The sequence below is a fragment of the Pseudomonas sp. DTU_2021_1001937_2_SI_NGA_ILE_001 genome (assembly GCF_032463525.1).
GTDB lineage: Bacteria > Pseudomonadota > Gammaproteobacteria > Pseudomonadales > Pseudomonadaceae > Aquipseudomonas.
Genome location: NZ_CP135971.1, coordinates 3,170,779 through 3,195,152 on the forward strand (window position 1 = coordinate 3,170,779; position 24,374 = coordinate 3,195,152).

21 protein-coding genes are annotated in these 24,374 nt (G+C 64.2%); 9 read left to right on the plus strand and 12 right to left on the minus strand.

Going from position 1 to position 24,374, the window contains the following annotated elements:
* Positions 1-123 precede the first annotated feature (123 nt).
* From trpE to RRX38_RS13635, 9 genes are all read right to left on the minus strand, one after another.
* Positions 124-1,605, minus strand: a complete 1,482-nt coding sequence (gene trpE, locus RRX38_RS13595) for an anthranilate synthase component I (RefSeq protein WP_315959566.1) — start codon at positions 1,603-1,605, stop codon at positions 124-126.
* 68 nt (positions 1,606-1,673) lie between these two features.
* Positions 1,674-2,492: a phosphoglycolate phosphatase gene (locus tag RRX38_RS13600; protein WP_295476210.1), complete on the minus strand. Its 819-nt coding sequence runs from the start codon at positions 2,490-2,492 to the stop codon at positions 1,674-1,676.
* A complete protein-coding gene (gene rpe, locus RRX38_RS13605; RefSeq protein ID WP_315959567.1) occupies positions 2,489-3,163 on the minus strand; it encodes a ribulose-phosphate 3-epimerase in 675 nt (224 codons plus the stop codon). The genes RRX38_RS13600 and rpe overlap by 4 nt, the downstream gene beginning before the upstream one ends.
* A gap of 131 nt (positions 3,164-3,294) precedes the next feature.
* Positions 3,295-4,119, minus strand: a complete 825-nt coding sequence (locus RRX38_RS13610; RefSeq protein WP_295476206.1) for an ABC transporter permease — start codon at positions 4,117-4,119, stop codon at positions 3,295-3,297.
* A gap of 11 nt (positions 4,120-4,130) precedes the next feature.
* Positions 4,131-5,378: an ABC transporter permease gene (locus RRX38_RS13615; RefSeq protein WP_315959568.1), complete on the minus strand. Its 1,248-nt coding sequence runs from the start codon at positions 5,376-5,378 to the stop codon at positions 4,131-4,133.
* Between the two features lie 81 nt (positions 5,379-5,459).
* Entirely contained in the window at positions 5,460-6,491 is a 1,032-nt protein-coding gene (locus RRX38_RS13620; RefSeq protein ID WP_295476202.1) for an ABC transporter substrate-binding protein, read from the minus strand.
* Between the two features lie 65 nt (positions 6,492-6,556).
* Positions 6,557-7,681, minus strand: a complete 1,125-nt coding sequence (locus RRX38_RS13625; protein ID WP_295476200.1) for an ABC transporter ATP-binding protein — start codon at positions 7,679-7,681, stop codon at positions 6,557-6,559.
* A gap of 246 nt (positions 7,682-7,927) precedes the next feature.
* On the minus strand, positions 7,928-8,557 hold the full coding sequence (locus tag RRX38_RS13630; protein ID WP_295476198.1) for a response regulator transcription factor: 630 nt from the start codon (positions 8,555-8,557) through the stop codon (positions 7,928-7,930).
* Positions 8,558-8,562: 5 nt separating this feature from the next.
* On the minus strand, positions 8,563-10,563 hold the full coding sequence (locus RRX38_RS13635; protein ID WP_295476196.1) for a sensor histidine kinase: 2,001 nt from the start codon (positions 10,561-10,563) through the stop codon (positions 8,563-8,565).
* 103 nt (positions 10,564-10,666) lie between these two features.
* On the opposite strand from RRX38_RS13635, the gene RRX38_RS13640 reads away from it, so the two are divergent.
* Positions 10,667-11,632 carry an alpha/beta hydrolase family protein gene (locus RRX38_RS13640; protein WP_315959569.1) on the plus strand — a complete coding sequence of 322 codons (966 nt, stop codon included), beginning with the start codon at positions 10,667-10,669 and terminating at the stop codon, positions 11,630-11,632.
* Positions 11,633-11,778: 146 nt separating this feature from the next.
* Here the strand turns inward: RRX38_RS13640 and RRX38_RS13645 are convergent, their stop codons facing one another.
* The 3 genes from RRX38_RS13645 to RRX38_RS13655 form a co-directional block, all read right to left on the minus strand.
* Positions 11,779-12,546, minus strand: coding sequence for a TerB family tellurite resistance protein (locus tag RRX38_RS13645; protein ID WP_295476192.1), 768 nt, complete (start codon positions 12,544-12,546; stop codon positions 11,779-11,781).
* Positions 12,546-13,217 carry an N-acetylmuramate alpha-1-phosphate uridylyltransferase MurU gene (gene murU / locus RRX38_RS13650; RefSeq protein WP_315959571.1) on the minus strand — a complete coding sequence of 224 codons (672 nt, stop codon included), beginning with the start codon at positions 13,215-13,217 and terminating at the stop codon, positions 12,546-12,548. Before murU ends, RRX38_RS13645 begins: the two co-directional genes overlap by 1 nt.
* A 187-nt stretch (positions 13,218-13,404) precedes the next feature.
* Positions 13,405-14,430 carry an aminoglycoside phosphotransferase family protein gene (locus RRX38_RS13655; RefSeq protein ID WP_315959572.1) on the minus strand — a complete coding sequence of 342 codons (1,026 nt, stop codon included), beginning with the start codon at positions 14,428-14,430 and terminating at the stop codon, positions 13,405-13,407.
* Positions 14,431-14,559: 129 nt separating this feature from the next.
* On the opposite strand from RRX38_RS13655, the gene RRX38_RS13660 reads away from it, so the two are divergent.
* The 8 genes from RRX38_RS13660 (at position 14,560) to RRX38_RS13695 (ending at position 24,343) form a co-directional block, all read left to right on the plus strand.
* Positions 14,560-17,334 (plus strand): LPS-assembly protein LptD, encoded by a 2,775-nt coding sequence (locus tag RRX38_RS13660; RefSeq protein ID WP_315959573.1) that lies wholly within the window; start codon positions 14,560-14,562, stop codon positions 17,332-17,334.
* Entirely contained in the window at positions 17,315-18,637 is a 1,323-nt protein-coding gene (locus RRX38_RS13665) for a peptidylprolyl isomerase (RefSeq protein ID WP_295476185.1), read from the plus strand. Before RRX38_RS13660 ends, RRX38_RS13665 begins: the two co-directional genes overlap by 20 nt.
* Positions 18,634-19,623: a 4-hydroxythreonine-4-phosphate dehydrogenase PdxA gene (gene pdxA / locus RRX38_RS13670; protein ID WP_315959574.1), complete on the plus strand. Its 990-nt coding sequence runs from the start codon at positions 18,634-18,636 to the stop codon at positions 19,621-19,623. Before RRX38_RS13665 ends, pdxA begins: the two co-directional genes overlap by 4 nt.
* Positions 19,620-20,426 carry a 16S rRNA (adenine(1518)-N(6)/adenine(1519)-N(6))-dimethyltransferase RsmA gene (gene rsmA / locus RRX38_RS13675; RefSeq protein ID WP_315959575.1) on the plus strand — a complete coding sequence of 269 codons (807 nt, stop codon included), beginning with the start codon at positions 19,620-19,622 and terminating at the stop codon, positions 20,424-20,426. The genes pdxA and rsmA overlap by 4 nt, the downstream gene beginning before the upstream one ends.
* 124 nt (positions 20,427-20,550) lie before the next feature.
* Positions 20,551-20,931: a Co2+/Mg2+ efflux protein ApaG gene (gene apaG, locus RRX38_RS13680; RefSeq protein ID WP_295476179.1), complete on the plus strand. Its 381-nt coding sequence runs from the start codon at positions 20,551-20,553 to the stop codon at positions 20,929-20,931.
* Positions 20,931-21,791: a symmetrical bis(5'-nucleosyl)-tetraphosphatase gene (locus RRX38_RS13685; RefSeq protein ID WP_315959576.1), complete on the plus strand. Its 861-nt coding sequence runs from the start codon at positions 20,931-20,933 to the stop codon at positions 21,789-21,791. The genes apaG and RRX38_RS13685 overlap by 1 nt, the downstream gene beginning before the upstream one ends.
* A 20-nt stretch (positions 21,792-21,811) precedes the next feature.
* A complete protein-coding gene (glpE, locus tag RRX38_RS13690; RefSeq protein WP_295476175.1) occupies positions 21,812-22,132 on the plus strand; it encodes a thiosulfate sulfurtransferase GlpE in 321 nt (106 codons plus the stop codon).
* Positions 22,133-22,420: 288 nt separating this feature from the next.
* Complete coding sequence (locus RRX38_RS13695; protein WP_295476173.1) at positions 22,421-24,343, plus strand: PrkA family serine protein kinase; 1,923 nt, start codon at positions 22,421-22,423, stop codon at positions 24,341-24,343.
* The last annotated feature ends 31 nt before the right edge of the window (positions 24,344-24,374 follow it).

The following is a 24,374-nucleotide window of genomic DNA, read 5'->3' on the forward strand; positions in this document are numbered from 1 at the left end:
TGCTGCGTTAAAAACAGGCTCGGAATGCTCATTTACTCCAGTAAACTCCGCTTCCTCGCCTGTTTTTGCCTTGCCTGACCTTCGCTCGCCGACTTTTCGTACAAAACCTAGCAGGCCTGCGCCTCAATCCTGGGCGGTCTGCTCGGCCAAAGCCACGGCGCGGAACATGGCGCGGCGCTTGTTGATGGTTTCTTCCCATTCCAGCGCCGGCACCGAGTCGGCAACGATGCCGCCACCGGCCTGCACATGCAGTTCACCGTTCTTGATCACCGCCGTGCGGATGGCAATCGCGGTGTCCATGTTGCCGTTCCACGCCATGTAGCCCACCGCACCGCCGTACACGCCGCGCTTGACCGGCTCCAGCTCGTCGATGATTTCCATGGCACGGATCTTCGGCGCACCCGACAGCGTGCCGGCCGGCAGAATGGCGCGCAGGGCATCCATGGCGGTCAGGCCGCTCTTCAACTGGCCGGTGACGTTGGAAACGATGTGCATCACATTGGAATAACGCTCGATGACCATCTTCTCGGTCAAGCGCACGCTGCCGATCTCCGAAACCCGCCCGGTGTCATTGCGACCCAGGTCAATGAGCATCAGGTGCTCGGCGATTTCCTTGTCGTCTGACAGCAGGTCTTCTTCCAGGGCGCGGTCGGCTTCCTCGGTGGCGCCACGCGGGCGGGTACCGGCGATAGGCCTTACGGTGACCAGGTTGTCTTCGACGCGCACCAGCACTTCCGGCGAGCTGCCCACCACATGGAAGTCACCGAAGTTGAAGAAGTACATGTACGGCGTGGGGTTGAAGCAGCGCAGCGCACGGTACAGATCGATGGGCGCGGCCTTGAAGTCGATGGACATGCGCTGCGACGGCACCACCTGCATCACGTCGCCGGCGAGGATGTACTGCTTGATGCTGTCTACGGCGCGCTCGTAATCGCCCTGGGTGTAGCTGGAGCGGAACGCCGGCTCGGCGGCTGGCGGACGCGACAGGTCCAGGCCACGGCGCGGGGTAATCGGCTGGCGCAGTTTTTCCAGCAGGCCATCGAGCTGCGCCAGACCGTTTTCATAGGCCTGGGGCTGAGCGGGGTCGGCCAGAACGATGGCGTGCATCTTGCCGGCCAGATTGTCGAACACCACCACGGCGTCGGACACCATCAGCAGGATGTCCGGCACGCCCAACGGGTCCGGGTTTGGGCAATGCGCCAGGCGCTTCTCGACGTAGCGCACGCAGTCGTAGCCGAAGTAGCCCACCAGGCCGCCGTTGAAGCGCGGCAGACCCGGCAAGGTCGGGACGTTGTAGCGAGCCTTGAAGGTCTCGACGAAGGCCAGCGGGTCTTCGACTTCCAGGCTCTCGGTCTCCACCCCATCGACAGTGACGCTGACCTTGTAGCCATGTACCCGCAGCACCGTGCGGCACGGCAGGCCGATGATCGAGTAACGGCCCCATTTCTCGCCGCCCTGCACCGACTCCAGCAGATAGGAGTTCGGCTGGTCGGCCAGCTTCAGGTAGATGGACAGGGGGGTGTCGAAGTCGGCCAGGGTGTCGAAGGCCAGGGGAATGCGGTTATAGCCTTCAGCGGCCAGACGCAGGAATTCTTCGCGGTTCATGAGTCACCTCGTGGTTCGGGACAAAGGGTCAAGCAGGCAAACGTGCCGCGCGAGCGGCCGCGAACGAATCAGGCGCGCCAGCGCCAACGCGCCAGAGCCTTGATGACCTTCATCCAGAGTTTGCGGGTGACCACCACGATGGAACCTCGTTGCGAGGGCTGTTCGATGTCGGGCAACAGTATCTCAGCGCCCTGGTCCAGGCAACCGGGAATCAGCTTGCGCAGGTCGTCGATGACCAGCGAGGGCTGCTCTTCGGCAATCGGTCGGCCATGGTTGTAGCCATAGGTCAGGCCCACGCTGGCCACGCCGGCCGCCTTGGCGGCCTGCACGTCGCTGCGCGAGTCACCGACGAACAGGGCCTGGCCGGCCGATACGCCGGCCAGCGACATGACCTGGAACAAGGCCGCCGGGTCGGGTTTCTTCTGTGGCAGGGTGTCGCCACCGATGATCCAGCGGAAGAACCGCCCCAGCTTCATTTCATCCAGCAAGGGGGCGACGAAGCGCTCCGGCTTGTTGGTGATCAGCGCCATCTCGACGCCTTTCTTCTGCAGCCACTTGAGGGTTTCCCGTACACCGGGGTAGACCACGGTGTGTTCGTGCGCCTCGGCATAGGCCTGCATGAACAGCTCCAGCCCCTGCTCGGCCAGAGCGTCATCGACGCTGTCGTGCTCGATACTGCCAGCCAGGGCACGGCGCACCAGCACCGGCGCACCATTGCCGACCCAGGCGCGCACCGCCTCCAGGCCGGCTGGCGGCCGCCCCAGGGCGACCAGCATCTTGTCCACCGCCACGGCGAGGTCTGGCACCGAGTCCACCAGGGTGCCGTCCAGGTCGAACATGATCAGCTTCGGCAGCTGACCTGGAAAAAGCTGCTCGAAGCCACTCATGAGCGGGCGGACGCCAGTTCGCTGCGCATCTGCTCGATGACCGCCTTGTAGTCCGGGGCGTTGAAGATCGCCGAACCGGCAACGAAGGTATCGGCACCAGCGGCGGCGATTTCACCGATGTTCTTCACGTTCACGCCGCCGTCGATTTCCAGGCGGATGTCACGCCCCGAGGCGTCGATCAGCGCACGCGCCTGGCGCAGCTTGTCGAGGGTGCCGGGGATGAACTTCTGTCCGCCGAAGCCGGGGTTGACGCTCATCAGCAGGATCATGTCGACCTTGTCCATCACGTATTCCAGCACGCTCAGCGGCGTGGCCGGGTTGAATACCAGGCCGGCCTTGCAACCGCCGTCGCGAATCAGCTGCAGCGAGCGGTCGATGTGCTGGGAGGCTTCAGGGTGGAAGGTGATGTAGGTGGCGCCGGCCTCGATGAAGTCACCGATGATGCGGTCCACGGGGCTGACCATCAGGTGCACGTCGATGGGCGCAGTCACGCCATATTTGCGCAGCGCGCTGCAGACCATCGGGCCGATGGTCAGGTTCGGCACGTAATGGTTGTCCATCACGTCGAAGTGAACGAAGTCGGCTCCAGCGGCGAGTACGTTCTCGACCTCCTGCCCCAGGCGGGCAAAGTCGGCGGAAAGAATCGATGGAGCAATGACGAAGGGCTGCATGGCGCACCTGTTGGCAGAATCACGGTGGCGCGCATTGTACTCCATCATTTCCGGATATGTCGTAGGAGCGGCTTCAGCCGCGAAGCAGCCGAGTCCCATCGCGGGTGAAGCCGCCCCTACTGGTGGCTGCCTTACTCCGCCTGGGTACGCAGCTTCTCGCTGCGCCCGCGCAGCCATTCCAGCACCAGCAGCAGCGCCACGGAGAAGGCGATCAGCAGGGTCGCGGCGGCGGCGATGGTCGGGCTGAGGTTCTCGCGGATACCGCTGAACATCTGCCGTGGCAGGGTCGCCTGCTCCGGGCCGGCGAGGAACAGGGTCACCACCACTTCGTCGAACGAGGTGGCAAAGGCAAACAGCGCGCCGGAAATCACCCCAGGGGCGATCAGTGGCAAGGTCACCCGGCGGAAGGTGGTCAGCGGCGAGGCGCCCAGGCTGGCGGCAGCGCGCACCAGGTTGTGGTTGAAGCCCTGCAGGGTCGCCGACACGGTGATGATCACGAACGGCACACCCAGCACCGCGTGCACCAGAATCAGCGAGGTGTAGCTGTTGCCCAGGCCCAGCGGCGCGAAGAACAGGTAGCTGGCGACGCCAACGATCACCACCGGCACCACCATAGGCGAGATCACCAGGGCCATCACCAGCGACTTGCCAGGGAAGTCGCCACGGGTCAGGCCGATCGACGCGAGGGTGCCGAACACCATGGCCAGCAGGGTCGCCGCCGGGGCGACGATCATGCTGTTCTTCAGGGCTCGCATCCATTCGGCCGAGTCGAAGAAGTTCTCGTACCACTGCAGCGAGAAGCCCTGCAGCGGGTAGACCAGAAAGCTGCCGGAGTTGAACGACAGCGGCACGATCACCAGCACCGGCAAGACCAGGAACAGCAGCACCAGCGCGCAGAGGGTGCGCAGGGCGTAGTACCAGATGCGCTCGATGGGCGAAGTGTAGGGGCTCAGCATGGCGATTCTCCTCAGCTCAAGCGCAGGCGGCTGGCGCCGACCAACCAGCTATAGATCAGGTACAGCAGGATGGTGGCCAGCAGCAGCAGGCCGCCCAGGGCCGTAGCCATGCCCCAGTTGATGCTGGTGTTGGTGTAGAAGGCCACGAAGTAGCTGACCATCTGGTCGTTGGGGCTGCCCAGCAGCGCCGGGGTGATGTAGTAGCCGATGGACAGGATGAACACCAGCAGGCAACCGGCACCGATACCGGCGTAGGTCTGCGGGAAGTACACCCGCCAGAAGCTGGCGAACGGGTGGCAGCCCAGCGAGATGGCCGCACGCATGTAGCTCGGCGAGATGTTCTTCATCACGCTGTAGATCGGCAGAATCATGAACGGCAGCATGATGTGCACCATGGCGATGTACACACCCACTCGGTTGAACACCAGCTCCAGCGGCTTATCGATGATGCCCATGGCCATCAGCGCACTGTTGATCAGTCCGCTGGACTGCAGCAGCACAATCCACGCCGCGACGCGCACCAGGATCGAGGTCCAGAACGGCAGCAGCACCAGAATCATCAGCAGGTTGCTCTGCCGGGCCGGCAGGCTGGCCAGCAGGTAGGCCAGCGGGTAGGCCAGCACCAGGCAGAACGCGGTGATCACCAGACCCATCCAGAAGGTACGGGCGAAGATGTCCAGGTAAATGGCCTGGTCCGGTGCCGCCGGGGCGATTTCGCCGACGTCATCGATGCGATGGTCCAGCGCGGCCAGCAGGTAGTAAGGGGTGACGCTGCTGGTGTTGCGGCGAATGGCTTGCCAGTAGGCCGGGTCGCCCCAACGCTCGTCCAGCGCTTCCAGGGCATCCTTGTAGGACGCCGGTTCGCTGGCGAATGGCAAGGCCCGTGCGGTCTTGCTCAGCAGGCTGCGGTAACCGGCCAGCTCCTGGTTCAGGCGCTTGGACAGGTCACCCACGGTGGAATTCTTGCGCGCTTCGGCCAGGTCCAGGCTCAGCGCCTTGTAGGCCGACTCGGGCGGCAGGCCCTTGCCGTCCCACTTGTCGACTTCGACGATGGTGGTGGGCAGGGCTTCGACGACTTCCGGGTTGCCGACACTCTTGTACAGCAGCGCAGCGATGGGCACCAGGAAGACCAGAAGCAGGAAGATAACCAGCGGCGCGATCAATGCCTGAGCCTTGAAGCGGTTGACCCGCTCGGCACGAGCCAGACGTTGCTTGAGGGTGGGGCTGGCGCCTTCAGACAGGGGCACGGCGGTGGCCATAACGAACTCCGAAAAATCCTTGAACGAGAGGAGTGCCCCCCTGGTGGGGAGCACTCCAGGGTCTGACCGGGGTCAGGGGTATTACTTGGCGGCCCAAGCGGTGAAGCGCTGCTCCAGGGATTCGCCGTTGTCGGTCCAGAACGCCACGTTCATCTGCACCTGGTCCTTGATGTTTTCCGGGGTGGTCGGCATGTCGCCCAGGATGTTCTTGTCCAGCAGTGGCACTGCCTGGGTGTTGGCCGGGCCGTAGGCGATGTTTTCCGAGTAGGTCTTCTGCTGTTGCGGCTGCAGGCTGAAGGCGATGAATTTCTTCGCCGCTTCGGCGTTCTTCGAGCCCTTCGGAATGGCCCAAGCGTCGAAGTCATACACGCCGCCGTTCCAGACCACCTTCAGGTTGCTCTCTTTCTGCACCGCGGCGATCCGGCCGTTGTATGCCGAACTCATGACCACGTCGCCGGAGGCCAGATACTGTGGCGGCTGGGCGCCCGCTTCCCACCACTGGATGTAAGGCTTGAGTTCGTCGAGTTTCTTGAACGCGCGATCCTGGCCGTCTTTGCTGGCCAGTACCTTGTAGACGTCAGCCGGCTTGACGCCGTCGGCCATCAGGGCGAATTCCAGGGTGTACTTGGCGCCCTTGCGCAGGCCACGCTTGCCCGGGTACTTCTTCACGTCCCAGAAGTCGGCCCAACTGGTCGGTGCGGAGGACACCTTGTCGGCGTTGTAGGCCAGCACGGTGGACCACACGAAGAAGCCGGCACCGCAGGTGGTGATGGCGCCGGACACGTAGTCCTCAGCCTTGCCGAACATCTTCGGGTCCAGCTCTTCGAACATGTCTTCGTCACAGCCGCGCGCCAGCTCCGGGGACTCGACCTCGACCAGGTCCCACGACACGCTCTTGGTGTCGACCATGGTTTTTACCTTGGCCATCTCACCGTTGTATTCGCCGGCGATGATCTTGCCATTACCCGCTTTTTCCCACGGCGCGTAGAAGGCCTTTTCCTGGGCAGCCTTGTTGGCGCCACCGAAGGAAATGACCGTCAGGTCGGTTGCCATGGCGTGCGCTGCACACATCATTCCCAGCGTGATAGCGGTGAACTTCAATGGTTTGAGCATTTATTCTTCTCTCCACGGGCAGTGTTGGTTATGCAAAGGGGGACGATGCTTCGTCTCTATAAGGTTTAGTGCACTTGCTCCAGCGGATCGAGCGCGCGGGCGTGCTCGGTCTGCCAGCCGATCGGTACGACATCGCCTACGCGCATGGCGGGGTCGAGTTCGGCAATCGGTTGTTTCACGAAGAAATCGTTCTTGTCGGCCACTTCCATGCGGACACGCACGTGGTCACCCAGGTAGATGAACTCGGCGACGCGTCCCGAGAAGCGGTTCGCGCAGCTTTCGCTGCGGCCGTTGAGGCTGATGCGCTCGGGGCGAATCGACAGGGTCACCGGGTCGCCTGGCTGGCCGACGTTCACCGCCAGCGCCTGGACCTTCTCGCCACGGCTGAGCTCGACCACGCAGCGCTCGCCGTCCTGGCTGACCAGGCGGCCATTGAGGCGGTTGTTCTCGCCGATGAAGTTGGCCACGAAGGTGTTCTTCGGTGCCTCGTAGAGCGTGCGCGGGTCGTCGATCTGCTGGATCTCGCCCTGATGGAACACCGCCACGCGGTCCGACATGGTCAGCGCCTCGCCCTGGTCGTGGGTCACGTAGACCACGGTCACGCCCAGGCGCTGATGCAGGTGCTTGATCTCCATCTGCATGTGTTCGCGCAGCTGTTTGTCCAACGCCCCCAGCGGCTCGTCCATCAGCACCAGCTGTGGCTCGAACACCAGGGCGCGGGCCAGGGCCACACGCTGCTGCTGGCCGCCGGACATCTGGGTCGGGTAACGGTGGGCGAAGGCGTCGAGCTGGACCATGCCCAGGGCACGCTTGACCTTCTCGCCGATGTCGGTCTTGCTCAGACCGCGCACCGACAACGGAAAGGCCAGGTTCTCGGCCACGGTCATGTGCGGGAACAGCGCGTAGTTCTGGAACACCATGCCAATGTCGCGCTTGTGCGGCGGCACGTTGTTGATGGCCCGGCCAGCGAGAAGAATCTGCCCGGCGGTCGGCGTTTCGAAGCCGGCCAGCATCATCAGGCTGGTGGTCTTGCCCGAGCCCGAGGGGCCGAGCAGGGTCAGGAATTCGCCCTTGCGGATGTCCAGGTTCAGGTCTTTGACGATCAGTGATTCGCCGTCGTAGCTCTTCTGCACACCACGAAAGCTGACCAGAACGTCTTTGGCCCCAGCGCTTGAATCGACGTCGCTCATTACCCACACCTTTGTTATGACTATGACTGCATGCGTTCAAGACTAGTGCAGGCCATAGGCCAGGCAAATCGGGGGCCGGGAGAGAATGAGCTAGGCGGGCTGGAAGGCGTCTTGTAGGGAACGCCCTACACGCATGGCGCGCATGGATATGCCCCTGACTGCAGGAACTGCCTGGACCACGAAGAGCCCTGCTCCCTCTTGATCCTGGCGCTTTCCACAGGCGTGTCGCTTATGGATATGCACCGCTCAGAGCAGCTTGTGCTCCATGGCGTACTTGACCAGTTCGGCCACGGAATTGACGTTGAGTTTCTGCATCAGCCGCGCTTTGTGGGTGCTGATGGTCTTGCTGCTCAACGCCAGTTGCTGGGCGATGTCGTTGACGTTGGCGCCCTGGGCAAGACGCTCGAACACCGAGAACTCACGTTCGGACAACAGTGAGTGCAGCGGACGGCTGTCGGTCAGCCCCACCTCGAACACCATGCGGTCGGCCAGTGCCGGATCGATGTAGCGGCCCCCGCCCGCCACCCGGCGAATGGCGGTGAGCAGCAGCGCCGGGTCGCTGTCCTTGGTGGCGTAACCGGCGGCCCCGACCTTCAGGGCACGGGCGGCCATCTGCGCCTCGTCGTGCATCGACAGCATCAGGATCGCGGGCGGGTTGGCCAGGGCGCGAATGCGTGGGATCGCCTCCAGGCCGTTGACGCCGGGCATGGAGATGTCCAGCAACACCACTTCGCAGGCCACATGACGCAAGGTATCGAGCAACTGCTCGCCATTGCTCGCCTCGCCAGCCACCAGCATGTCTTTGGCCAGGCCGATGAGCTGCTTGATGCCTTCGCGCACGATGGTGTGGTCTTCGGCCACGAGTACACGGATCACGGGGCTCACTCCTGCCTGGGGTTCAAGGGAATATGAATATGCAAGGTTGTGCCCTCGCCCGGCTCGCTGTCCAGCTCCAGTCGCCCGCCGAGCATCAGCACGCGTTCGCGCATGCCGACCAGGCCGAAGGATGCCGGGCGCTCGGCATCCGGGTCAAAGCCTTTGCCATCATCGGCGATGCTCAGACACAGCAGGTCATCGACCAGGGTCAGGCTTATCTGCACCGAATGCGCCGCCGCATGGCGCATGACGTTGGTCAGCGCCTCCTGAAGGATACGGAACAGCCCGACGGCACGCGCATCGCTCAGGGCCGGCAGATTGTCCGGCACGTCCACCAGGCAGGGGATCTGCGTACGCTCTTCGAAACGCCGCGCCTGCCACTCGATGGCCGAGGCGATACCGGCATCCAGGATCGGCGGGCGCAGCGCCGTGGCCACGTCACGTACCAGCTGGAACAGCTGGGCGATCAGGCGCTTCATGCTGGTCAGCCGCTCGCCCAGGCCCGGGTCCAGATCCGCATAGGCCAGCTCGCACATGGAGGTTTCCAGCTTCAGCACGGTCAGCATCTGCCCCAGTTCATCGTGCACCTCACGGGCGATACGCGCCTTTTCTTCTTCACGCACGCTTTCCAGGTGCGCCGACAGCTCGCGCAGCTGTTCATGGGCACGCCGCCGCTCGCTCACGTCGTTGAGGAACACCACCAGGTATTCGGCCTCGCGAAAGCGCAGGAAGCTCAACGACACATCGGTCGGCAGCACGCTGCCATCGGCGCGCACGCAGTTGGTCTCGAACACCAGCGGGCTGTCTTCGCTGGAGCGGGCGGCGCGCCACAGGTTCAGCCAGCGGTCCATGTGCAGCCCGGGGTCGAAGTCGATCAGCGGCCGATCCACCACCTGCCCGGCGAGGTAGCCGAGCATTGTCTCGGCCGCCCGGTTGGCATAGCGCACCCGGCTGTCCCAGTTGACCCAGAGAATGCCCACCGTGCTCTGGTCGATGGAGAACTGCGCCAGGCGCAGGGCTTCTTCGTTGGCCAGGCGTCGGGCGATGTCGTCGCGGGCGTCGAGCAGCTCCTGCTCCAGCTTGTGTTGCGCACGACGCTGCCAGATCACCAGGGCCGCGCAGCCCAGGCACAGCACCAGCAACAACAGGCAGAGGTTCTTCCACAACCCGGTGGATTCGGTGAAGCGCGACGACGTCAGGGGCATCCAGCGGCTGTGCAACTGGTCCAGCTCCTTGGCCGGAATGGCCAGCAGCGCTTCGCTGAGGATCGCTGCCAGTTCCGGCGAGTCGCGCCGCGAGGCGATGCGCAGCAGCTGTGGCAGGCCGATGTCGCCGACGATGGCCAGGCCGGCGAACTCCGGCTCGCGGAACAGCCGGCTCAGCTGCGCCTCGTCCACCACGGCATATCGGGCCTGCTGGCTGAGCAGCAATTGCAAGGCCTGGCGCTCCAGCGGCACGCCTTGCAGGTTCAGGTTCGGGAAGTTGCTGCGCAAGTATTCGGCCGTGGCACTGGGCATGCGCACCACCACGCGCGAGCGCGGGTCGAGGGTTTCCAGGTCGACAGTGCCGCTGCCATCGCGCTCGCCCACCAGCAGTTGCGAAACCCGCAGGTAGGGATCAGAGAACAGCCAGTGGCGCAGGCTGGCCGGGGTCTGCATCAGCCCCGGCGCCAGGTCCAGCTCACCCGCGCCAAGAGCGTGCTCCATCGCCGCCTGGTCCGGGTAGGTGCGCCACGACAGCTCTACGCGCAGGGCGGCGGCGACCGCATTCATCAGGTCGACGTTGGCGCCGGAAAGCTGCTGCAGGCGCTGGTCGAATTGCGCATAGGGCGCGCGCAGCACCAGGCCCACGCGTAGCGGCCCGTGCTGGTTCAGCCAGTCGCGCTGGGCCTGGGTCAGCGGTGCGAGCGCGGTCGGCTCGGGCTCATCGGCCCGCGCCAGGCTGCTGGCCAGCATCAAGAGCAGCGTCAGACTGCCGATAAAAAATCCACGCACAACCGCTATCATCAACGCTTCATTCCCGTCTGTTCCCCTGTCGGGCAGGCTTACCCTTGTTCACGCTGACGGCCGTGTCCGGCAGCCGGTATCGATTTTGGCCCTGGAATATCCAATGTCCTACACCATTCGCGCAATGTTTCCCGCGCTGTTGTTGTCACTGAGCCTGACGCACACCCTGCCCGCGATGGCTGCCGATCCCGCCCCTGCCAGCGATGCCGCCGCCCAGACGCCTGCCGAGCGCCCGGCGCTGCTGCCTCGCGAAGAGGAGGAAGCCCAGGCACTGGCGCGTCGGCTGCCGGCCGAAGAGCTGCAACGCCTGCAAGCCGGCAGTACAGAGTTCCTCGCGCTGTGGCGCCCGGCCAATACCGAGGACCCGCAAGGCGCGGTAATCATCGTGCCGGGTGCCGACCAGTCGCCAGACTGGCCCGACGTGGTCGGCCCGCTGCGCCGCAAGTTTCCCGATGTTGGCTGGGCGACCCTGAGCCTGGCCATGCCCGACATCCAGGACCCGGCCCTGCAACCCCGCGAAGCAGACGCCAGCCCCGCCAGCGCTGAAGGCAAGCCCGCCGAGAGTAAGAGCGACGCTCCGGCCGATGACCAGAGCCGCCAACAGGCCGATGCCGATCAGGCTGCCGCCGCCCAGGTGCTGGCCCAGGCGCAGGCCGAACAGATCTTCAGCCGCCTCGACAGCGCCATCGCCTTCGCCCGGCAGAACAAGGCACGCAGCATCGTGCTGGCCGGCCACGGCAGCGGCGCCTACTGGGCTGCGCGCTACGTCAGCGAACGACCCGGCGTACAAGTGCAGAAACTGGTGATGATCGCCGCCAGTGAGCCGGCCGCCGCTTCGCCGTCGCTGACCAGCGTCATTCCAGCGCTGAAGATCCAGACCGCCGACTTCGTCTACAAGAACCCGCTGTCCCGCGCCGCCGAAGAACGCCTGCAGGTCAGCCGGCGCAGCAAGGGCGCAGGCTATACACAGGTCGGCCTGGTGAACATGGCCGGCACCAGCGACGCCGAACAGGAACAGCTGTTCCGCCGCGTGCGTGGCTGGGTGCAGCCGGAAGCAGGCGACAATTAACCACAACGACCGTCGAGCACGCGCTCTTCAACTTGTTGGAGCGAGCTTGCTCGCGAAAAGCTGGCAAAGCCGCTCCTACTGTGGGGAACATGACGACTTGATCGCGAGCAAGCTCGCTCCAACGGTCTGATCGATCAGTATTGCGTTTAACGGAAGCCGCGCCGCGCCTTGATCAGCACGTAGGCGGCATGCAACTCGCCGGTCTTTTCCGTCGCCTCGCGAACCTGCCAGGCGTTGGCGCCGGAACCTTCCAGTTTGTCCGGGTGATGACGGCTGAGCAGGCGCCGATAGGCCTGCTTGATGGCCTGCGGCTCGCTATCATCGGCCACCCCGAGCAGCGCCAGGGCCTGCTGGTAGGCATCCCCCGGGCTGACCCGTTTGCGCTTCATGGGGTCATGCTCGTCAGCCAGGGCCTGCAGGCGCAACGCCGACCAGCCCAGCCATTGCCCCCAGGCATTGATCATTTCCTGCTCGACACGCCCGACCTTGCCGTCCGCCCAGGCCATGCGCCAGCAGGCGCGCAGCAGGGCTTCGGCGCTTTGTGGCTCGCCACGCAGGCGGCGCAGGTAACTGCGCAGCCCCTCGTCACCGTCGCGCCCACGATTGAAGGCCTGGATGGCCTGGCGCTGGGCACTGTCGTCCAGGCGCAGGCTGCTCATCTCTGCCCGCGCCTGATGGATATGGCTGGGCTCCACACGCCCACCACTCTTGGCCAGGCGCCCCAGCAGCACGAACAGCAGATCCTCGTCACGAATCGCCGGGCGTCCACCCAGCTTCTCGCGGATATGCGCCCAGCTGTAGAGCTTCAGGCGACGGTCCAGCACCTGGCCCAGCATGCCGCCGAGCAAAGCCCCGGGAATGCTCGCGATGGCATAGCCGGCACCGGCACCGATCAGGGTTCCCGGCCAGAGCATCAGCGCTGCTCCGCCAGCAGCCGCTCGACTTCGGCCAGACGCTCGTGGGTGCCGACATCCACCCATTGCCCACGGAAGTGCTCACCGCTCACCTGCCCGGCCTGCATGGCCTGGCGCAGCAAGGGTGCCAGTTTGAAGGCGCCCGGCTGGCAACCGGCGAACAACGCCGGGTCGAGCACCGAGATGCCGCTGAAAGTCAGCCGCGAGGCGACCGGGCCATCGTCACGCAACTGGCCGTCGAGCAGACAGAAGTCGCCCTCGGGGTGGTGCGCCGGGTTGTCGATCATCACCAGGTGCGCCAGGCCGCTCTGCTGCCCGCGCAGGCGCGCAAAGTCGTAGTCGGTCCAGACATCGCCGTTGATCACCACGAACGGCTCACTGCCGAGCAAGGGCAAGGCGCGGTGAATACCGCCGCCGGTTTCCAGCGGCTCGCCTTCCGGGGAATAACGGATGCTCAGGCCCAGGCGCTGGCCATCACCCAGGTAGTCTTCGATCTGCTGGCCGAGCCAGGCGTGGTTGATCACCACGTCCAGGACGCCAGCGACACGCAGCGCCCGTAGGTGGTACTCGATCAGCGGTACGCCGGCGACACGCACCAGCGGCTTGGGGGTGGTCAGCGTCAGGGGACGCATTCGCTCGCCTTTGCCGGCGGCGAGAATCATCGCTTTCATGCAGCTCTCTTCAGGTTCGGGCCAGGGTCCAATACGGGTCAGTCAGGCCTGGTAGGAGCGGCTTCAGCCGCGACGCGAAGTCATGTTCACAGCCGATGCGGTGAACGCTCTCGCCATTTCGCGGCTGAAGCCGCTCCCACCCTGTCACATACAGCCCAATTGGCGAGTATTGGGACAGGGCCGGCACTCAGGCCGGCGTTGCAGCGTGATGGCGCAGTTCGGCCAGCAATTGTGCCAGTTCCGCCAGCTCCGGACGGCGGGCCAGCACGGTGTCTATATAAGAGAAGAAACGTGGCACGTCGCCAAGGTAACGCGGCTTGCCGTCACGGTGGCAGATCCGCGCGAAGATACCGATGACTTTCAGGTGGCGCTGCACGCCCATCAGGTCACTGGCACGGCGGAACTCGTCGAACTCGGCCTGCACGGGAATGCCGGCCTCGCCCGCGCGCTCCCAGTACTGGCGCAGCCAGCCGACGACGCGCTCTTCGGGCCAGCTCAGGAAGGCATCCTTGAACAGGCAGGTCACGTCATAAGTCACCGGGCCGTACACCGCATCCTGGAAGTCCAGCACGCCTGGGTTGGGCTCGCTGTGCATCAGGTTGCGCGGCATGTAGTCGCGGTGCACCAGCACCTTGGGCTGCGCCAGCGCGCTGTCGATCAACAGGCTGCTGACCCGCTGCCAGGCCGCCTGCTGCTCGGCGCTCAGGGTCAGGCCCAGATGCCGTTGCACGTACCACTCGGGGAACAGCTCCAGCTCGCGGCGCAGCAGGGCCACGTCGTAGCTGGGCAACGGTGCATCCATGGGCAGGCGCTGGAAGGCCAGCAGCGCGTCCAGGGCATCGCTGAACAGGGCGTCGGCATTCTCGGCGTCGATCACCTCCAGGTAGGTCTGGCGCCCCAGATCGCTGAGCAGCAGAAAGCCCTGCTGCAGATCCTGGGCGTGAATCACCGGCACATTGACACCGGCGCTGGCCAGCAGGTGATCGATGTCCACGAACGGCCGGCAGTTCTCCTGCGGCGGCGGCGCATCCATCACGATCAACGTGCGGCCACCACCGTCCCAACGGAAATAGCGGCGGAAACTGGCGTCGCTGCTGGCGGCGGTCAGGCTGGCCGCGGGGACTTCACCCCAGCCGTTACGCAGGAACAGTGCAGGCAACTCCCCGGCGAGCCAGTCTTCGAGCTTTTGCAGGCGTATATCTTGATCGGGCATTACAAGGGTCTCCGACGGCGCTAGCCGTCAAGCGGGTCATGCTTTATCATCCGGGATCTTTTTCAGCCCATCGAGAAGGCGTGCGGCCCCCCGCGGGCAGATGGCGCGCAGGAAGCCCGGACTAATAAGATGGCATTGAAATCCCCCGCGTTTCGTAAAAAATTTCCGTTGCTGGTAACCGGCAGTCTGCTGGCCATGCAACCTCTGGCTACCTCGTATGTGGTTGCCGCCGAACAGTATGACTGTTCGGTGTCGGCTTCGGGAGCCTGGAACTGCGCTCCGAAAGCCAGCGCCAGTGCCGCGCCATTGCCGCCTCGCCCTGCACACAGCACCACGGCGGTCAGCTCCAGCGGCGCTGAAGCATCGAGCGCAGCGTCGGCCAGCGAGCCGAAGCCCGTGCTGGTCACCGAAGCCAAGGGCAAGGCCCTGAAGTCGCGCAGCGCCGACTACAGCCATCTCGACTGGGTCCCGCGTGAAAAGCTCACTCCGGCGCAGCTCGCCGAAACCGCCCCGTATTGCGCCGGCGCCTACATCGAGCCCATCCGCCCAGGCATGGACGACACCACGCCCAAGAGCGAAGCCCCGACCTTCATCGGCGCCAAGGCCTCGCGCTACGAGCAGGAACAGCAGGTCGCGACCCTTGCCGGTGACGTCGTCATGCGCCAGGGCAGCATGCAGGTCGAGGCGCAGGAAGCCTCGCTGCACCAGGCCGAGAACCGCGGTGAACTGAACGGCGACGTGCGTCTGCGCGACAAGGGCGCGCTGATCGTCGGCGACCACGCCGAGCTGCAGCTGGACACCGGCGAAGCACAGATCGACAACGCCGAATACGTGCTGCACAAGTCGAACGTGCGCGGCAACGCGCTGTACGCCAAGCGCTCCGAGAACGCGATCATCCGCCTCAAGGACGGCACCTACACCTCCTGCGAACCGGGCAGCAACGCCTGGACGCTCAAGGGCAACAACGTCACGCTGAACCCGGCCACCGGTTTCGGTACCGCGACCAACGTCACCCTGCGGGTGAAGGACATTCCGGTCCTATACACCCCGTACATCTACTTCCCGATCGACGATCGTCGCCAGTCCGGCTTCCTGCCACCGACCATCGCCAGCACCAGCAAGACCGGCTTCATGCTGGTCACGCCGTACTACTTCAACCTGGCGCCGAACTACGACGCCACGCTCTACCCGCGCTACATGACCAAGCGCGGCCTGTTGATGGAAGGCGAATTCCGTTACCTGACCAAGAGCAGCGAAGGCCAGGTCGGCGGTGCGTACCTCAACGACGAGGACGACGATCGCAAACTGCAGACGGACTACGACAAGACCCGCTGGATGGTCAACTGGCAGCACAAGGGTGGCCTGGATTCGCGCCTGTCGACCAAGGTCGACTACACCGACATCAGCGACCCGTACTACTTCCAGGACCTGCAGACCGACCAGATCGGTGTCAGCCGCACCGACTTCGTCAACCAGCAGGGCGTGCTGACCTACCGTGGCGACAGCTACACCGCGCAGCTCAACGCCCAGGCGTACAAGCTGGCCACCGTTGCCAACATCACCCCGTACAACCGTCTGCCGCAGCTGACCCTCAACGGCACCCTGCCCTACAACCCGGGCGGGCTGCAGTTCGACTACCAGACAGAACTGGTGCGCTTCGAGCGTGACCTGCGCAGCGGTGCTTTCATCGACGAAAACGGCAACGCCAGCCCGCGCCTGGACAACAACGTCACCGGCCTGGCCCGTGCCAACGGCGACCGCCTGAACCTGGCGCCATCGGTCAGCCTGCCGATGAACTGGACCTGGGGTTTCCTGACACCCAAGCTCAAGTACGTCTACACCCAGTACGACCTGGACCTCGACGGTCGCGGCCAGGCCACCCTGCTGCCCGACGAGCAGTACAAGAGCACCGAGAGCCGCAGCGTGCCGGTGTTCAGCGTCGACAGCGGCCTGTACTTCGACCGCGACACCCAGCTGTTCGGCAAGAACTATCGCCAGACCCTGGAACCGCGCCTGTTCTATCTCTACGTACCCGAGAAAGACCAGACCGACATCCCGGTCTTCGACACCGCCGAAACCACGTTCAACTACTCGTCGCTGTTCCGTGACAACCGCTTCGTCGGCTCCGACCGCATCGGTGACGAGAACAAACTGTCGCTGGGCGTGACCAACCGCTGGATTGAAGACAACGGCTTCGAACGTCAGCGCTTCAGCATCGGCCAGGCCGTGTACTTCGCCGACCGCAAGGTGCAGCTGCCCGGCGTCGTCTTCGCCGACCGCAAGGACGCCCAGGCCGACGTGTCGCCTTACGCCCTGGAATACGAATACCGCTTCAACCGCGACTGGCGCTTCTCGTCCGACTTCAACTGGGACCCGGACAGCCACAGCACCCGCTCCGGCAGCGCGATGTTCCATTACCAGCCTGAAGAGAACCCCGGCAAGATCGTCAACGTCGGCTACCGCTACCGCAACGACCTGGTCCGCTACGACCAGACCACCGGCAAGTGGAGCGTGGGCGGCGGCGACTACGGCAGCCCGGGCGATCCGAACTACGTGAAGGACTACTACAAGATCGAGCAGCACGACTTCTCGGTCATCTGGCCGATCGTCGAGCAGTGGAGCCTGATCAGCCGCTGGCAGTACGACTACAACCGTGCCCGCACCATCGAGGCATTCGGTGGCTTCGAATACGACAACTGCTGCTGGAAGCTGCGTCTGATCAACCGCTACTGGGTCGACTACGACGAATTCAGCCAGGAAGCGCCTCAGAACGAAAAAGGCGACCGCGGCATATTCCTCCAAATTGTGCTGAAAGGTCTCGGCGGCGTCACCGGCGCCAAGGTAGAGAGCTTCCTCGACAAAGGCATCCAAGGTTATCGTGAACGTGAAGACAAAGCTTTCTGACTGCCTGCGCCCGCTGATGCTGGGCGCCCTCCTGCTGAGCGGCGCGGCCCACGCTGCCGTGCAGCCGCTCGACAGCGTCGTGGCCATCGTCGACAACGATGTGATCATGAAGAGCCAGCTTGACCAGCGCGTACGCGAAGTCCAGCAGACCATCGCCAAGCGTGGCGGTGGTACGCCACCCGCCGAGGCCCTGCAACAGCAGGCCCTCGACCGCCTGATCCTGGAAAACCTGCAACTGCAGATGGGCGACCGTGCCGGCATCCGAATCAGCGACGAAGAACTCAACTCCGCGGTCGAAACCATCGCCCAGCGCAATGGCATGACCCTGCAGCAGTTCCGCGCCGCCCTGGCCCACGACGGCCTGTCGTACAACGATGCCCGCGAGCAGATCCGTCGCGAGATCATCATCAGCCGCGTGCGCCAGCGCCGCGTGGCCGAGCGCATCCAGGTTTCCGAGCAGGAAGTGAAAAACTTCCTCGCTTCCGACCTGGGCAAGGCGCAGATGTCCGAAGACCTGCACTTGGCCAACATCCTGATCGCCACTCCGGACAGCGCTTCCTCCAGCGACATCCAGAAGGCTGCCAGCAAGGCCCAGGACATCTACGCGCAACTGCAGCGCGGTGCCGACTTCGGCCAGCTGGCCATTGCCAACTCGGCCACCGAGAACGCCCTGGACGGCGGCGACATGGGCTGGCGTAAAGCCGGCCAACTGCCCCCACCGTTCGGTGACATGCTCAGCTCCATGCGTCCTGGCGAAGTCACGCCGCCCGCCCGCACTCCAGGCGGCTTCATCATCCTCAAGCTGCTGGAAAAGCGCGGCGGTGAAGGTCAGGTGCAGCTGCGTGACGAAGTCCACGTACGCCACATCCTGATCAAACCGAGCGAGATCCGCAGTGAGGCCGAGACCCAGCGTCTGGCGCAGAAACTCTACGACCGCATCCAGGCCGGCGAAGACTTCGGCGAACTGGCGAAGAGCTTCTCGGAAGACCCGGGCTCGGCGCTCAACGGCGGCGACCTGAACTGGGTCGACCCCAACTCGCTGGTTCCCGAGTTCCGCCAGGTCATGAACGAAACGCCGCAAGGCGTGCTGTCCAAGCCGTTCAAGACCCAGTACGGCTGGCACGTCCTGGAAGTCCTGGGCCGTCGCTCCACCGACGCCACCAATCAGGCTCGCGAGCAACAGGCACTGAACATCCTGCGTAACCGCAAGTACGACGAAGAGCTGCAGACCTGGCTGCGCCAGATCCGCGATGAAGCGTACGTCGAAATCAAGCTGCCTGGCGCCGCCCAGGCCCAGAAGTGAAGCCACGGCGCTTCGCGCTGACGCCCGGCGAGCCGGCCGGCATAGGCCCTGACCTTTGCCTGCTGCTCGCCGCGCAACCCCAGCCACACCCCCTGATCGCCATCACCAGCCACGCCCTGCTCACCGAGCGGGCCGTGCAGTTGGGGCTGGCCGTCAATCTGATCAGCGTCAGCCCTGAAGCCCTGCCAAGCACCCCGGCGCCGGCCGGCAGCCTGTACGTCTGGGATACGCCGCTGGGCGCGCCGGTTGTCGCCGGGCACCTGAACACCGCCAACGCCGGCTTCGTCCTGGAAACCCTGACCCGCGCCGGCAACGGCTGCCTGAACGGGCTGTTCGCCGGGATGATCACCGCCCCGGTGCACAAGGGCGTGATCAACGACGCCGGCATGGCCTTTTCAGGGCATACCGAGTTTCTTGCCGACCTCACCGCCACCGAACAGGTGGTGATGATGCTGGCCACCGGCGACCTGCGCGTGGCGCTGGTCACCACCCACCTGCCGCTGCGCGAAGTGGCCGATGCCATCACCGCCGAGCGCCTGGAGCGCGTCACGCGCATCCTGCACGCCGACCTGGTCGGCAAGTTCGGCATCGCCCGACCGCGCATCCTGGTCTGCGGGCTCAACCCGCACGCTGGCGAAGGCGGGCACCTGGGCCGCGAGGAACTCGACATCATCGAGCCCACCCTGCAGCGCCTGCGCCTGGAGGGCATGGACCTCCAGGGCCCGCTGCCGGCCGACACCCTCTTCACCCCCAAGTATCTGGCGCATTGCGACGCCGTGCTGGCGATGTACCACGACCAGGGCCTGCCGGTCCTCAAGTACAAGGGCTTCGGCGCTGCGGTCAACGTGACCCTGGGCCTGCCCATCGTCCGCACTTCGGTCGACCATGGCACCGCCCTCGACCTGGCCGGCAGCGGCCAGGTCGACACCGGCAGCCTGCAGGTCGCCTTGCAAACCGCCTACCAGATGGCCGAGACCCATTCATGACCGAGCAATACCAACACCGGGCGCGCAAGCGTTTCGGGCAGAACTTCCTGCACGACGCGGGCATCATCGACCGTATCCTGCGCGCCATCCGTGCGCGCCCTGAAGACCGCATGCTGGAAATCGGCCCGGGCCAGGGCGCCCTCACCGAAGGCCTGCTGGGCAGCGGCGCACGCCTGGACGTGATCGAGCTGGACAAAGACCTGGTGCCGATCCTCAACAGCCAGTTCGCCGGCAAGCCGAACTTCAACCTGCACCAGGGCGACGCGCTGAAGTTCGACTTCAACAGCCTGGGCGCAGAGCCGCACAGCCTGCGGGTGGTCGGCAACCTGCCGTACAACATCTCCACGCCGCTGATCTTCCACCTGCTGGACAACGCCGCGCTGATCCGCGACATGCACTTCATGCTGCAGAAGGAAGTGGTCGAGCGTCTGGCGGCCGGTCCCGGCGGCGGCGACTGGGGTCGCCTGTCGATCATGGTGCAGTACCACTGCCGTGTGGAACACCTGTTCAACGTCGGCCCCGGTGCGTTCAACCCGCCGCCGAAGGTCGACTCGGCCATCGTGCGCCTGGTGCCACACGAGACCCTGCCACACCCAGCCAAGGACCACCGGCTGCTCGAACGCATCGTCCGCGAGGCCTTCAACCAGCGCCGCAAGACCCTGCGCAATACCCTCAAGCTGCTGCTCAGCGGCGAAGAGATCGAGGCCGCCGGCGTGGACGGCAGCCTGCGCCCGGAGCAACTCGACCTTTCAGCATTCGTCCGCCTGGCCGATAAGCTCAGCGAGAAAAGCAGCGCGCAATAAGGTCCGGAGCATTACGGGGCATTTCACCTGCGGTGATTTTCCCCGTACATGACCTAGACTGAGCCCTTGCTTGAGTCATTCGCCCTAGGTTTTCTACGAAACCCAAGTATTCAAGGCACACCGCATGTCCGATCCTCGTTACCAGGTTGATGTCAGCGTCGTGACGCGCTACCTCGCCGAGCAATCGAATCCCGAGCAGAACCGCTTCGCCTTCGCCTACACCATCACCGTGCACAACAACGGCCTGCTGCCGGCCAAGCTGCTGTCACGGCACTGGGTCATCACCGATGGCAACGGCAATGTCGAAGAAGTGCGTGGCGAGGGCGTGGTCGGCCAGCAGCCGCTGATCAAGGCCGGGCAAAGCCACACCTACAGCAGCGGCACGGTGATGCCCACCCAGGTCGGCGCCATGCAGGGCAGCTACCAGATGCTCGCCGAAGACGGCAAACGCTTCGACGCGGTGATTGCGCCCTTCCGCCTCGCCGTACCGGGCGCCCTGCACTGATGGCGGTGTATGCAGTCGGTGACCTGCAGGGTTGCCTGGAACCGCTCAAGTGCCTGCTCGACCATGTGCGCTTCACCCCTGGCCAGGACCAGCTGTGGCTGGTCGGCGACCTGGTCAATCGCGGCCCGCAATCGCTGGAGACCCTGCGTTACCTGTATGGCATCCGTGACGCGGTGACCTGCGTGCTGGGCAACCACGACCTGCACCTGCTGGCCGTGTCACGCCAGGCCGGGCGCCTGAAGAAGGGCGACACCCTCAACGAGATCCTTGAGGCCCCCGACGGCGCGCAACTGCTCGACTGGCTGCGCCGGCAAAAGCTGCTGCACTACGATGCCGAGCGCAACGTGGCCATGGCGCATGCCGGCATCCCGCCGCAGTGGACCCTCAAGAAAGCCCTCAAACTGGCGGCCGAGGTCGAAGCCGTGCTGCGCGACGACGCCCGCTACGACGACTACCTGGCCAACATGTACGGCAACGAGCCAGCCAAGTGGGACGGTGATCTGCAAGGCGTCGCGCGCCTGCGGGTCATCACCAACTATTTCACGCGCATGCGTTTCTGCACCGCCGATGGCAAGCTCGACCTCAAGGGCAAGGAAGGCATCGACACCGCCCCGCCCGGCTATGCCCCCTGGTTCAGCCACAAAGAGCGCAAGACCCGTGACCTGAAGATCATCTTCGGCCATTGGGCGGCCCTGGAGGGGCGCTGCGACGAGCCCGGCGTGTTCGCCCTCGACAGCGGCTGCGTATGGGGCGGTGGCATGACCCTACTCAATGTCGATACCCTGCAGCGCCACTACTGCGATTGCGACCCTGACGGGCGGGCCGTGGCCCAGCGCCCGATCACGACCACCCCGAACTGACCCCAGCCTGGAGCCCAGACATGACCGACTTCAAACGCATTTCCGCCGAGCAGGCCCACACCCTGCGTGAACAAGGCGCCGTGCTGGTCGATATCCGCGACCCACAGACCTTCGCCGGCAGCCATATCAGCGGTGCCCGCCACCTCGACAACCACTCGCTGGCCGGCTTCATCGCCGACACCGAGCCGAGCCAGCCGGTGATCGTGGTCTGCTACCACGGCAACTCCAGCCAGAACGCCGCCGCCTACCTGGCCAGCCAGGGTTTCACCGACGTCTACAGCCTCGACGGCGGCTTCGAGGCATGGCGTGGCCACTACCCGAACGAAACCGAGCAAGGCTGAACGAAAAAAAAATTTAATCCGGCTCACCCCGCGTAGCGCGTGGGCTGGCGCCCTGAACCGACGAACGGCTCGGGGCTCCTTTCGCACATCCCTTCTTTACCTTCCAGAAACCGAACTATTCTTACCCACAGGCCATCCGTAATCCGGGGAGAGCCGGTACACCGGCGCGTGGGTCATCGGTAGTTACTTTTATGGTGTTCTGGGGGGTAACGGCATCTGGATACTCAGCTGCTGCCAGCATCGACTGACGATCCGCCGCCGGCTCAACGTATCGAGCGAGGTGACGTCATGAGTATTTTTAGCCACTTCCAACAACGCTTCGAAACCACACGGCAGGAAGAGCTCTCACTACAGGAGTACCTTGAGCTCTGCAAACGGGATCGCAGCGCCTACGCTTCGGCAGCAGAGCGACTGCTCATGGCCATCGGGGAGCCCGAACTGGTAGACACCTCTACCAACTCGCGCCTGTCGAGGATCTTCTCCAACAAGGTGATCAGACGTTACCCGGCCTTCGCCGATTTCCACGGCATGGAAGAGTGCATCGAGCAGATCGTCTCCTACTTCCGCCATGCCGCGCAGGGCCTGGAAGAGAAGAAACAGATCCTCTACCTGCTCGGCCCGGTCGGCGGCGGCAAGTCGTCCCTGGCCGAAAAGCTCAAGCAACTGATGCAGAAGGTGCCCTTCTACGCGATCAAGGGCTCGCCGGTATTCGAGTCGCCGCTGGGGCTGTTCAACGCTGCCGAAGATGGCGACATCCTCGAAGAGGACTTCGGCATCCCGCGCCGCTACCTCAACACCATCATGTCGCCCTGGGCCACCAAGCGCCTGGCCGAGTTCGGCGGTGACATCAGCCAGTTCAAGGTGGTCAAGCTCTACCCTTCCATCCTCAACCAGATCGGTATCGCCAAGACCGAGCCGGGCGACGAGAACAACCAGGACATCTCTGCGCTGGTGGGCAAGGTCGATATCCGCAAGCTGGAAGAATTCCCGCAGAACGATGCCGACGCCTACAGCTATTCGGGCGCGCTGTGCCGGGCCAACCAGGGCCTGATGGAATTCGTCGAGATGTTCAAGGCGCCGATCAAGGTCCTGCACCCCTTGCTCACCGCCACCCAGGAAGGCAACTACAACAGCACCGAAGGCCTGGGCGCGATTCCCTTCAACGGCACGCTGCTGGCCCACTCCAACGAGTCCGAGTGGCACAGCTTCCGCAACAACAAGAACAACGAGGCTTTCATCGACCGGATCTACATCGTCAAGGTGCCGTATTGCCTGCGTGTCAGCGACGAGATCAAGATCTACGAGAAGCTGCTGATCAACAGTTCGCTGGCCAGCGCCCATTGCGCGCCTGACACGCTGAAGATGCTCGCCCAGTTCACCACCCTGTCGCGCCTCAAGGAGCCGGAGAACTCCAACATCTACTCCAAGATGCGCGTCTACGACGGGGAAAACCTCAAGGACACCGATCCCAAGGCCAAGTCGATCCAGGAGTACCGCGACAGCGCAGGCGTCGACGAGGGCATGACCGGGCTTTCCACCCGCTTCGCCTTCAAGATCCTCTCCAAGGTGTTCAACTTCGACCCGCACGAGGTCGCCGCCAACCCGGTGCACCTGCTCTACGTGCTGGAGCAGCAGATCGAACAGGAGCAATACCCGGCCGAAACCCGTGAGCGCTACCTGCGCTTCATCAAGGAGTACCTGGCACCGCGCTACATCGAGTTCATCGGCAAGGAAATCCAGACCGCCTACCTGGAGTCGTACAGCGAGTACGGGCAGAACATCTTCGACCGCTACGTGCTGTACGCAGACTTCTGGATTCAGGACCAGGAATATCGCGACCCGGAAACCGGTGAAATCCTCAACCGCGTGGCCCTCAACGAAGAACTGGAGAAAATCGAGAAGCCGGCCGGCATCAGCAACCCGAAAGACTTCCGCAACGAGATCGTCAACTTCGTCCTGCGGGCACGTGCCAACAACAATGGCAAGAACCCAACCTGGCTGAGCTATGAAAAGCTGCGGGTGGTGATCGAGAAGAAAATGTTCTCCAACACCGAAGACCTGCTGCCGGTCATCAGCTTCAACGCCAAGGCCAGCAAGGAAGACCAACAGAAACACAACGACTTCGTCACTCGAATGGTCGAGCGGGGCTACACCGACAAGCAGGTGCGTCTACTCTCCGAGTGGTACCTGCGCGTACGCAAATCGCAGTAAGGCAGCGACAAGCGGCAAGCTTCAGGTCAGC